8 protein-coding genes are annotated in these 10,612 nt (G+C 72.0%); 3 read left to right on the top strand and 5 right to left on the bottom strand.

Going from position 1 to position 10,612, the window contains the following annotated elements; translation table 11 throughout:
* Nucleotides 1-169 precede the first annotated feature (169 nt).
* Together AB0412_RS18685 and AB0412_RS18680 are read right to left on the bottom strand one after the other, a co-directional pair.
* The gene (locus tag AB0412_RS18685; RefSeq protein WP_366403657.1) at nt 170-484 is read right to left on the bottom strand and encodes an AzlD domain-containing protein; all 315 of its coding nucleotides are present in this window, start codon (nt 482-484) and stop codon (nt 170-172) included.
* Nucleotides 481-1,164, bottom strand: coding sequence for an AzlC family ABC transporter permease (locus tag AB0412_RS18680; protein WP_366403656.1), 684 nt, complete (start codon nt 1,162-1,164; stop codon nt 481-483). The genes AB0412_RS18685 and AB0412_RS18680 overlap by 4 nt, the downstream gene beginning before the upstream one ends.
* Before the next feature lie 68 nt (nt 1,165-1,232).
* Between AB0412_RS18680 and AB0412_RS18675 the strand changes: the two genes are divergently transcribed.
* Nucleotides 1,233-1,808: an XRE family transcriptional regulator gene (locus AB0412_RS18675; RefSeq protein WP_366403655.1), complete on the top strand. Its 576-nt coding sequence runs from the start codon at nt 1,233-1,235 to the stop codon at nt 1,806-1,808.
* 152 nt (nt 1,809-1,960) lie between these two features.
* On the opposite strand, the gene AB0412_RS18670 is transcribed toward AB0412_RS18675, so the two are convergent.
* Nucleotides 1,961-2,164: a cold-shock protein gene (locus AB0412_RS18670; protein ID WP_004984723.1), complete on the bottom strand. Its 204-nt coding sequence runs from the start codon at nt 2,162-2,164 to the stop codon at nt 1,961-1,963.
* A 308-nt stretch (nt 2,165-2,472) separates the two neighbouring features.
* On the opposite strand from AB0412_RS18670, the gene AB0412_RS18665 reads away from it, so the two are divergent.
* A complete protein-coding gene (locus AB0412_RS18665) occupies nt 2,473-3,321 on the top strand; it encodes a menaquinone biosynthesis protein (protein ID WP_366403654.1) in 849 nt (282 codons plus the stop codon).
* Between the two features lie 65 nt (nt 3,322-3,386).
* On the top strand, nt 3,387-5,126 hold the full coding sequence (locus AB0412_RS18660) for a serine/threonine-protein kinase (protein WP_366403653.1): 1,740 nt from the start codon (nt 3,387-3,389) through the stop codon (nt 5,124-5,126).
* On the opposite strand, the gene AB0412_RS18655 is transcribed toward AB0412_RS18660, so the two are convergent.
* Together AB0412_RS18655 and AB0412_RS18650 are read right to left on the bottom strand one after the other, a co-directional pair.
* Entirely contained in the window at nt 5,119-5,757 is a 639-nt protein-coding gene (locus AB0412_RS18655; RefSeq protein ID WP_366403652.1) for a hypothetical protein, read from the bottom strand. The two genes, AB0412_RS18660 and AB0412_RS18655, sit on opposite strands and share 8 nt — an antisense overlap.
* Nucleotides 5,754-10,445: an FtsK/SpoIIIE domain-containing protein gene (locus AB0412_RS18650; RefSeq protein ID WP_366403651.1), complete on the bottom strand. Its 4,692-nt coding sequence runs from the start codon at nt 10,443-10,445 to the stop codon at nt 5,754-5,756. The genes AB0412_RS18655 and AB0412_RS18650 overlap by 4 nt, the downstream gene beginning before the upstream one ends.
* Nucleotides 10,446-10,612 lie beyond the last annotated feature (167 nt).

The raw sequence follows: 10,612 nt of genomic DNA, 5'->3' as shown, positions 1-10,612 counted from the left end.
AGTCGCTCGGTTCAGCTGCCGCGCTGCCTGGGTTCGGTGGCAGCCGTTCGGTTCAGCGCCGTGCCGCTCGGGTTCGGCGGCGTTCGCTCGGTTCAGGCGCCTCGCTGCCTGGCTTCGCGGGCAGCCGTTCGGGTCATCCCCCGGACCCGCTCACCGCTCCCGCTCTCGCTCACGGAACCCCCGCCGCCCGCAGGAGTGCTGTCGTTGTCGCCGCGGCCAGGACGGCCGCCGCGAACGGGGCGCGGCGCCAGGCCAGTAGGCCGCCCGCCAGCACCCCGGCCGGACGCGCCCATCCGGCGAAGCCGCCGCCCTCGGTGAGGGCGCCCGTCGCGAGGAGGGCCACCAGCAGGACCACCGCACCGGCGGACAACAGCTCCTGCACCCGTGACGGCAGCTCCACCCGCCCGTGGAGGAGCGGCCCGACCAGCCGGAAGGCGTACGTACCGACCGCCAGCGCCAGGATCACCGCGACCGCCCCGCTCACGCCGACCGCCTCCCGCGTCGGTACAGCACCAGCCCGGCCAGTGCCACCAGGACCGGCACTCCCGCCGGAACCACCGGTGTCACCGCCAGGGCCAGCGCCGCGCCCGGCAGGGCTGCCCGGCGGATCCCCGCGTCCTCGCGCAGCGCGGGGAGGACCAGGGCGGCGAGGACGGCTGGGAAGGCGGCGTCCAGCCCGTAGCGGGCCGTGTCGCCCAGCGCGCTGCCGGCCAGCGCGCCCGCCAGCACCCCCACGTTCCACACGGCGAACATCCCGAGCCCCGAGACCCAGAAGGCGGCCCGGCGCCGTGCCGGATCCGTCTGGGCCAGGGTGAAGGCCACCGTCTCGTCGGTCACCAGATGGGCGCCGACCAGCCGGGCGAGCCGCCCGGAGCCGATGTGTTCGGCGACGGCGAGACTGAAGGCCGCGGTGCGCGTGTTGAGCAGCAGCCCCGTCGCCGCGGCCGCGAGAGGGCCGCCCCCGGCGAGCAGCACGCCGACCGCGCTGAACTGGGCCGACCCGGCGTACACCAGCAGCGACATCACCACCGGCACCCACACCGGCAGCCCCCCGGCGACGGCGATCGCCCCGAACGACACGCCGACGATGCCTCCGGCCGTGCAGACCAGGGACACATCACGGAGGAGGTCGGCGTCTATCCTTGTTCGCTGTACCGAACGCATGTTTTCTACGATGGACAAGCCGAGGCTTGTTCGTCAAGCCGAACAATCAGACCGCTGGAGCGAACAACATGGCTGAAGGAGCCCCGGGCGTCCCGTCCCGCCTCCCCCTCGACTGGATCGCCGCCGCTCTGCGCCGCGAACGCACCCGCGCCGGCCTCTCCCTCTCCGAACTGGCCAAACGCGCCGGAATCGCCAAGTCCACGCTGTCCCAGCTGGAGGCGGCGAGCGGAAACCCGAGCATGGAGACCATCTGGGCGCTGGCGGTGGCGCTCGGCGTGCCGTTCAGCACCCTCGTGGAACCGCCGGTGTCCGCGGTGCAGGTGATCCGGGCGGGTCAGGGGCCGACCGTCCACTCCGAGCAGTCGAGCTATCTGGCCACGCTGCTGTCGGCGAGCCCGCCGGGGGCCCGGCGCGACATCTACGCCGTCGCCCTGGAGCCGGGCACGGTGCGCGACTCCGAACCGCACATCCCGGGAACGGTGGAGCACATTGTGGTGAGCGCCGGGCGGGTCGAGGCGGGCCCCGACGGGGAGAGCGTGGAACTCGGCCCGGGGGACTACATGGCGTACCGCGGGGACGTGGCGCATACGTACGAGGCGCTGGAGCCCGGCACGAAATTCGTCCTGATCATGCAGCACGTATGACGCGCATACGGGAAGAATTCATCCCGAATTCATGCAGAGAAAAAAGGGGGCAGCGGCCGGAGGCCGGAGAAAAGGCAGGAGCCCCGTCGCCTGACGGCGCGGGGCTCCTTGGGTACTGCTAGTCGTTCCCGATCAGAGGAAGGATCTGAAGATCAGACCGGCGTGACGTTCTCCGCCTGCGGGCCCTTCGGACCCTGCGTGACGTCGAAAGACACCTGCTGGTTCTCCTCGAGGGACCGGAAGCCGGTCGCGTTGATCGCGGAGTAGTGGACGAAGACGTCGGGACCGCCGCCCTCCTGGGCGATGAATCCGAAGCCCTTTTCGGCGTTGAACCACTTCACGGTTCCGGTAGCCATAAGCCCTCCTTGGGCCCAAAGGGTTGCCCTGCTCCAGAACCAGCAAGTGTGAAGACTGAATTCTGCACAACTGCATATGTCTGAGAACGACGAGAGCCCGCGGTCACATGCTCCGCAGGCTCTGTACTGCAAGGGAAACCAAACTGCAACTTGCGATGAGCCTAGCACGAGGGCGCCCGAATGCAAGAGAGGCCAAGATCACGTCACCCGAATGTTTGAACGCGCCCTGCGTCCCCTCCTGTCGCAGCGCCCCCACAGCGGGTGGGGCCGGAGGCTCCGCCGTGACGCACGAGGGCTAGCCTCCCGATGTGGACAATCCTCGCACCCGGCCGCGCGTCGGCCACATCCAGTTCCTGAACTGCCTGCCCCTGTACTGGGGGCTTGCGAGAACGGGCACGCTCCTCGACTTCGAGCTGACGAAGGACACCCCCGAGAAGCTCAGCGAGCAGCTGGTGCAGGGCGACCTCGACATCGGGCCGATCACCCTGGTCGAGTTCCTCAAGCACGCGGACGACCTGGTCGCCTTCCCCGACATCGCCGTCGGCTGCGACGGCCCGGTGATGAGCTGCGTGATCGTCTCGCAGGTCCCGCTGGACCGGCTGGACGGAGCCCGGGTCGCCCTCGGGTCGACCTCCCGCACCTCCGTACGCCTCGCCCAGCTGCTGCTCGCCGAGCGGTTCGGCGTGCACCCCGACTACTACACCTGCCCGCCCGACCTGAGCCTGATGATGCGGGAGGCCGAGGCGGCCGTCCTCATCGGTGACGCGGCGCTGCGCGCGAACATGCTCGACGGGCCGCGCTTCGGCCTCGACGTGCACGACCTGGGCGCGCTGTGGAAAGAGTGGACGGGCCTGCCGTTCGTCTTCGCGGTGTGGGCGGCGCGCCGGGACTACCTGGAGCGCGAACCGGTCATCACCCGCAAGGTGCACGAGGCCTTCCTCGCCTCCCGCAACCTCTCCCTGGAGGAGGTCGGCAAGGTCGCCGAGCAGGCGGCCCGCTGGGAGGCCTTCGACGAGGAGACCCTCGCCCAGTACTTCACCACCCTCGACTTCAGCTTCGGCCCGCCGCAGCTGGAGGCGGTCGCCGAGTTCGCCCGCAGGGTGGGGCCGACGACGGGGTTCGCGCCCGACGTGAAGGTGGATCTGCTGCGGCCCTGAGCCCGCGAGGGCGCTGGCACTACCCTGCTGGAAGGTTCCGGCGTTACGGGGGAGGGGTGGACGCGATGCGGCCGCTCGACGTGGACGAACCCACGGTGGTGGGGCCCTACCGGCTGCTCGGCCGGCTCGGCTCCGGCGGCATGGGCAGGGTCTACCTGGGCCGCAGCGCGGGCGGCCGTACGGTCGCCGTCAAGATCGTGCACCCGCACTTCGCGCTCGACGACGAGTTCCGGGCCCGCTTCCGGCGCGAGGTGGAGGCCGCGCGCCGGGTGGGCGGCGCCTGGACCGCCCCCGTCCTGGACGCCGACCCCGACGCCCGTATCCCGTGGGTCGCCACGGCCTACGCGGCCGGCCCGTCCCTCGCCGCGGCGGTCATGGACACCGGCCCCCTGCCCGCCACGACGGTAAGGGCGCTGGGGGCCGGCCTGGCCGAAGCCCTCACGGCGGTGCACGAACTGGGCCTGGTGCACCGCGACGTGAAACCGTCCAACGTCCTCCTCACCCTCGACGGCCCCCTCCTCATCGACTTCGGCATCGCCCGGGCCATGGACGGCACGGCCTCCCTGACCTCGTCCGGCGTCTCCATCGGCTCCCCCGGCTACATGTCCCCCGAGCAGATCCTCGGCAAGGGCGTCACCGGCGCGGCGGACGTCTTCTCCCTGGGCGCGGTCCTGACGTACGCGGCGACGGGCGAGCCGCCCTTCCCCGGGGACTCCTCGGCCGCGCTGCTCTACAAGGTCGTCCACGAGCCCCCGGAACTGGGCGACCTGGAGGGCGAGGTGCGCGCGGTGGCCGAGTCCTGCCTGACCAAGGACCCCGCCGCCCGCCCGGCCCCCGCCGAGGTGGCCCGCCGCCTGGCCCCCGAGGGCGCGGCCCGCCTGGTCACGGGCGGCTGGCTGCCGGGCCCGCTGGTGGAGCAGGTGAGCCGGGCGGCGGTGCGGCTGCTGAACCTGGAGGCGGGGGACGCGTCCGGTCCCGCGTCGGGCCCGGTGGCTTTCACGACTCCGGCGGTCACGGGGGAGGCCGCAGTCGCTGAGGGTGCCGCGGGGGTTACGGGAGGGGCCGCGCCCGCCGCCTTCGGTCCGGCCCCGGTGATGCCGGGCGGCGAGACTCCGGCCCGTACTCCGATCCCGGAGCAGCGGGAGCCCCATCCGCCCACCCAGCCCTCCGGGGCGCCCCTGTCACCAGGGGCTCCTCCCGGTATCCCTTCCGCATCCGACGGGAACCCGCCCGGCAAGCTCTCCCTCTCCGTCACGGCCACCTCCACCCAGGAGCCCGGCACCCGGGGCAGACGGGCGCGGCGCGTGAGCTGCACGGTGGCCCTCGCGGTGGCGGGCGCACTGGCCGCCGTGACGGTCGGATCCGTGTTCGTCTTCGACCTGCTCCCCCGCAACGGCTCGGACGACTCCTCCTCCGCCGGCGGCGGATCGGCGTACGAGGCCCCGCCCACCACCGTCCCCGCCGCCTACCTCGGCACCTGGGAGGGCCAGGCCAGCTCCCGCGACGGCATCTCCATCCCCCTCGGGACGTTCCGGGTGACGCTCAAGCAGGCGAAGGCGGGCGAACAGGTGGGCACCGTCCGCCACACCGACATCTTCGGCGGCATCTGCGACGACGTCCTCACCCTGAAGCAGGTCACCGGCAAACAGCTCGTCGCGAGCTCCGTCGGCGCCAAGACCAACCGCGACGTCTGCAACCAGGCCCTGCACACCGTCCGCCTCACCCCGGTCGGCGACGACCTGGTCTACGAGTCGGACAGCAAGGACTCGGGGCGGCCGAAGGCGCGGTTGTCGAAGATCAAGTAGCGGCGGGAGCGCCGTCCGCCGAGTCCTCGGCGGACGAGGGACTCTTCGGGCGGATGTACTTCCCGCCCAGCACGAGCAGACCCGTGATCACGGCGACCGTCGCGGCGAGTCCCACCGCCCACAGGAACGGGTACTCCTCGTGCACCCAGCACACCCCTCCCTCCTGGTAGCAGTCGGCGTCCCAGTCGCTGCGTCGCTTGGGCCGGAAGGTCGCCGTGAAGATGAACCCCGTCACCAGGTAGCAGCCTGCCAGGCCGGGCAGGGAGGCTGCCGCCCACGCCAGGGAACGGACCTTGCTCTTCTTCCAGCTGATACGGAACAGCGGCGCCGCGAAGGCGACGAGGACCGGCGGAGCGACGGCACCCACCGTGGCGGCGAACGCGTACGCGCCGCCCGGCCAGGCGGGAGCCACGCTGCCCCATACGCTGTGGCCCCAGTGCCTCTCGAAGAACACCAGCGGCAGGATCAGGACGACGAAGACCGGCAGCACCAGACACCCGAACGCCTTCTCCCCGAACGTCAGCTTCTTCTTCCCGCCCCCGGCGGACGGCCGCCCCGGCCGGTGCTCGTACCGCAGCGACGCCCCCGCCGCCCTGCGCCGCTTCGGCCTCGCCGATCCGCCGCCGCTCACCCCGGCACCACCACCGTGCGCAGCTCACCGTCGCCCAGGTGCAGCATGCCCTTGCCGGGGACGATCTGGCCGCCGACCATGCTGCGCGACAGCCGTACGCCGATGAGGTCGCCGCTGGAGGACTCCTGCGGGGAGAGCAGGATGCCGCGGCGTGCCTTCTTCGCGTCGACCTGCCAGCCGGAGAAACCGCTGCACACGTCCTCCTCGTCACCGGCGATGACCAGCGCGAGCCCGCGTTCGGCACCGCGGGAGACGAGCTTCTTCAGCTGGCTCTCGGCGTCGCAGTCCTCCAGGATCTCGCCGTCGTCGACGAGCACGGCGATCGGTGCGTCCGTCGACGCCTCGTCGATGAGCTCCTCGAAGTCGTCCTCGTCGATGTCGTCCCCGGTGAAGACCTTCAGCACGCCGTCCGCGCCGTCCAGTTGCCGAAGCGGCGACTGGCGCGGCGCGGCGACCACAAGGCGGGTGCCCTGGGCCAGGAAGGACTGGGCGAAGTTCATCAGCACCGTCGAGCGGCCCGACTTGGCCGGTCCCGCGATGACGAACGCCGGGACGCCCTCGGCGAGATCGGGCCCGAAGCCGACGATCTCGTCGCCGCCGATACCGGCCAGCGCCCACAGCTTCGACCGGGACGACTCCGCATCGCGCAGCTCCCACGCCTCCGCGAAGGAGATACGGCTGGGCAGGCTGTCCACGCGGAACGGGCGCCGGGAGCGCGGCACGTCGGCGTCCCGCACGCCGGCCGCCTCGCCGATCGCGGTGAGGGCCGCGGCCTGACCCTGACCCGTGGTGTCCTCGGCGAGCAGCGCGAACTGCGTCTCCGTACCGGACTCGTTGCGGAACGCGCGTCCCGGCGGGATCTCCTCGGGCACCTTGCGGGCCGGGATGCCGAGCGAGGAGAAGTCGCTGCGGTCGGCGAGCCGCAGCCCGTACTTGTCCTCGGTGAGCGTGGCGATGCGGCCGACGAGCAGGGTGCGGTCACCGGTGAGGACCAGATGGATGCCGACGCTCGCACCCTCGCGCATCATCGTCTGCAACTCGTCGGTGAGCGACCCGTGGTCGATCTCGCCGAGCGTGGGCACCCAGCCCTCCCAGCGGTCCAGCAGCACCACGATGTGCGGCAGCCGCTCGTCCTCGGCGACGGCGGCCCGCTGCTCGCCGATGTCCGCGTAGCCCTTGTCCGCCAACAGGTCCTGCCGACGGGACAGTTCACCCTTGAGCCGGTTCACCAGCCGGATCACCCGCTCGGTCTGGTTGCGGCCGACGACCGCGCCGCAGTGCGGCAGCCGGGTCAGCGCGTTCAGGGCGCCGTTGCCGCAGTCGATGCCGTACAGGTGGACGTCGGCCACGGAGTGGGTGCGGGCGATCGAACCGGCGAGGGTGCGCAGCACCTGCGAGCGGCCGCTGCGCGGGGCGCCACCGATCATCAGATGGCCGAACGTGGAGAAGTCGACCACGACCGGGCGGCGGGCCTGGTCGGCCGGCAGGTCCTCGATGCCGAACGGGGCGGGCGGCAGCTTGCCCGGGGTGAGCGCGACGGCCGGCACCTCGATGTCGTCGAGCAGCAGCGTCTCGTCCAGCGCGGGCAGCCACGGGCTGTGCTGGGCGGGGATGCCGAGGGACCGGTTGGCGTCGCGCACGGCGTCGACGAGCACCTTGAGGTCGGTGATCTCGTCGTCCTCGCGGGCCTCCGACTTCGGCTTGGCGAGCGCGGCCCGACCGAGGTCCTCCCAGGTCAGCGGGCCCACCCAGGGCGCGAGCGCGGCCGGGTCCGCCGCACCGGGCCGGCGGCCACCGACGCGCCCCGACTGGAAGGGCACCAGGGAGGAGTGGCCGAGCCGCGCGTAGGCGCGACCCGGGGTGCTCTTGGAGATGTGCCCGGCCTCGGGGGAGTCGATGACGTCCGTCGACTCACCGGCGTCGGTCACCCGCAGCGCGATACGCAGGTTGGTGTTGGCGCGGATCTCGGGGGAGACGACACCGCTCGGCCGCTGCGTGGCGAGCAGCAGGTGGATACCGAGCGAGCGGCCTCGCTGGGCGATGTTCACGAGGCCGGTCACGAAGTCGGGCAGGTCCCGCACCATGGACGCGAACTCGTCGATGACGATGAGCAGGCGCGGCACGGGCGCGTGCGAGGGGTCCCGGCGCACCAGGTCCTGGTAGTCCTCGATGTCCTTGGCGTCGGCGGCGGCCAGGATGTGCTCGCGCCGCTTCAGCTCCGCGCCCAGCGACTCCAGGGCCCGCTCGACGAGATGCGCGTCGAGGTCGGTCACCATGCCGACGGTGTGCGGCAGTTTGACGCAGTCCTTGAACGCGGAGCCGCCCTTGTAGTCGACGAGGACGAAGGTCATGTTCTCGGGCGTGTTCGCCACGGCCAGCGCCGCCACGATGGTCTGCAGCAGCTCCGACTTGCCCGAACCGGTCGTACCGGCGATCAGACCGTGAGGCCCGTCCTTGCGGATGTCGATGCCGAACGGACCGTCGTACGACTCGCCGATCACCGCCAGCGTCGACTGCCCGCCCATCCGCCAGCGCGCGGCGATCGCGTCGCCGGTCGGCGGCTCCAGCTGCAACACGTCCAGGAGCCGGCTGGATCCGGGCAGCGCCGAGTCCTCGGTCTCCCCGCTGATGTCCCGCAGCGGCGCGAGCGAGCGGGCGAGTCGCAGGCACCAGGCGGGGGAGACGAAGTCGGGCCGTACGTCCTTGATGCGCTCCGCGCCCGCCTCCTCCACGCGCAGCCGCAGCTTGTCCGGCTGCTGGGTGCGGCTGGGCTCGGCGGTGCTGGTGTGCCAGGCCTGGAAGGAGGGGAAACCGCCGCTCGCCTGCTGGGGCTGGGCCTGCGGATGATCCTGTGCGCGCTCCTCGGCGAGCGGCTCGGCGACCACGAACGCCTGGCACTCGCCGGGCAGGAACCGCTCCTCGGCGTCCAGGCAGATCGCGTACATGGACACGGACGGCCCCTCACGCAGCAGCCGCACGACCCCCGGCAGGGACCGCAGCCGCCGCGACCCGTCCCAGACGACGACGATGTCCGGGTCGCTGAACGTCGTCCCCTGGGACCGGTTCTCGTCGGCGGCCTTCTTGCGCGCGTCGAGGATCTGCGTCAGCTCGCCGATGCGGGCGCCGACGGTCTCGGCGTCGGTGCCGATGAGGACGTTGACGTCCTGACCGCCGGAGGGGCGCGCGTGCGGCAGCCAGCGGACCCAGTCCCAGGACTCCTGGGCGGAGTTCTCGCTGAGCACGTAGAACTGCACGTCCATCGGGCTGTGCAGGGCGGCGGTCTGGGCGACGGCCCACCGGCCGAGGGCACGGGCGGAGTCGCCCGGCCCGGCCATGCCGATGACACCCAGGGAGCGCAGCTTCAGCGCGACGGGCGCGTCCTCGATCTTCCAGGTCACCTGGCGGCGGTGGTCGTCCTGCTCCGGGTCGTCGAGCACGACCTCGGAGGGCAGTTGCCCGGTCCCGACGCGCAGCAGCAGATGATCGCGGTCCGTCCGCCGCCGCTCCCACAGCCGGGTCCGCGGCCCGGTGCCGAGCGAGAGCACGGTCGCCGGATCGGGAATCGCATGCCGCCGGTCGTCACGCTCCTGGACCAGCGCCTCCCGGGCGTCCTTCTCGATGCGCGCCTTCTGCTCCTCGTACTCCTTGACCTGCTTGGCGTGGGACTTGCGGCCGTGCTTCTTGTCGTTGAAGTAGTTGGCGAAGAGCAGGATCGGGCTGAGCGCCGCCATGATCAGGTACCACCAGCGCTGGAAGATCAGCACCATGACGACCGAACCGACGAGCGGCGACAGCGCCATCAGCCAGGGCAGCGGCCGGGCTTCGTACTCGCGGGGCGCCGAGGGCAGCCGGAAGTTGGTCTGCCGCTCGGCCGGACGCAGCCGGGGCGGCCGGTTGTAGTCGAGGCCTATCCCGTCGTCGGACCACTTGAGGGCGGCGTTGGGGGGCGAGTAGCGGGTGAGCTCGAGGAGGCTGTTGCCGAGGCCGATCTGGGCGCCGAGGGGCCAGTCGTGGGTGCCGTCCGCGGCCGGGCGCTGGGCCCGGTTCTCCCCGGAGCCACCGGCACGGGAGGCACGTGCCTCCTGACGCCTCCGCCTCTTTCTCTTGCCCTTTCTCTTGCCCTTGCCGCTCTCCTCGTCCGTGCCGGTGTCGTCCTGGTGGTCGATCGGCCGGCCGTCGAGCGTGACCTTCTCGCGGTCGCCGTGCACGACGACCTGGCAGGTGCCGTCGGTGGCCACGGAGAGGGTGAGGGCACGGGCGTCGACCTCGGGATCGTCGACGCGGATGTAGGACGCCGGCCCGCTGCCGATGTCGTACCGACCGACGCCCAGCCGGTGCACGAACCCGGCGGCGGGCCCGCCGACGACGCGCAGCTCGACGAGGCCGGTGGGCTCACCGGGCAGACAACCGGCGGGGTCCTGCAGCGAGACGACGGCCCCGTCGCGCAGCGGCGACCCGATGACGGTGGCGGAGGGATCGACGGCGTACCCGTCGACGTAGACGAGCGGCGCGCTGCCGACGGGCCCCTGACGCTGCTGCCCGATGGGAATGACCTGGGCGCCGCTGTGTCCGACCTGCGCGGCCAGCTCCTGCGCGATGTCACCGACGGTGGACTCGGGATCGGCATCGAGCACGACGTCGGCGGCGTCCCCGCCGAACGGATCGACGACGGTCAGAGTCAGGCGCACGCTAGTCCTCCCCAGGCCCTGTGGCCGTTCACTGTGGCCGCATCCACCACACGAGTCACAGTCCCGGTGACGATATCGGCTCGCGAACGCGACGAGGCAGCGGGGAGCCGCCCCGGCGTTCCCGATGGCAACGCCGTACACAACTTCCCGACACTTCCCAACGGCGC

The sequence above is a fragment of the Streptomyces sp. NPDC052012 genome, from assembly GCF_040689265.1.
Classification (GTDB): domain Bacteria; phylum Actinomycetota; class Actinomycetes; order Streptomycetales; family Streptomycetaceae; genus Streptomyces.
This window is presented reverse-complemented; position numbering and strand designations above follow the sequence as displayed.

Excerpts from the sequence above, each read along its gene's own strand:
- AB0412_RS18680 (WP_366403656.1), bottom strand. The coding sequence starts at position 1,164 with ATGCGTTCGGTACAGCGAACAAGGATAGACGCCGACCTCCTCCGTGAT.
- AB0412_RS18675 (WP_366403655.1), top strand. The coding sequence starts at position 1,233 with ATGGCTGAAGGAGCCCCGGGCGTCCCGTCCCGCCTCCCCCTCGACTGG.
- AB0412_RS18670 (WP_004984723.1), bottom strand. The coding sequence starts at position 2,164 with ATGGCTACCGGAACCGTGAAGTGGTTCAACGCCGAAAAGGGCTTCGGA.
- AB0412_RS18660 (WP_366403653.1), top strand. The coding sequence starts at position 3,387 with ATGCGGCCGCTCGACGTGGACGAACCCACGGTGGTGGGGCCCTACCGG.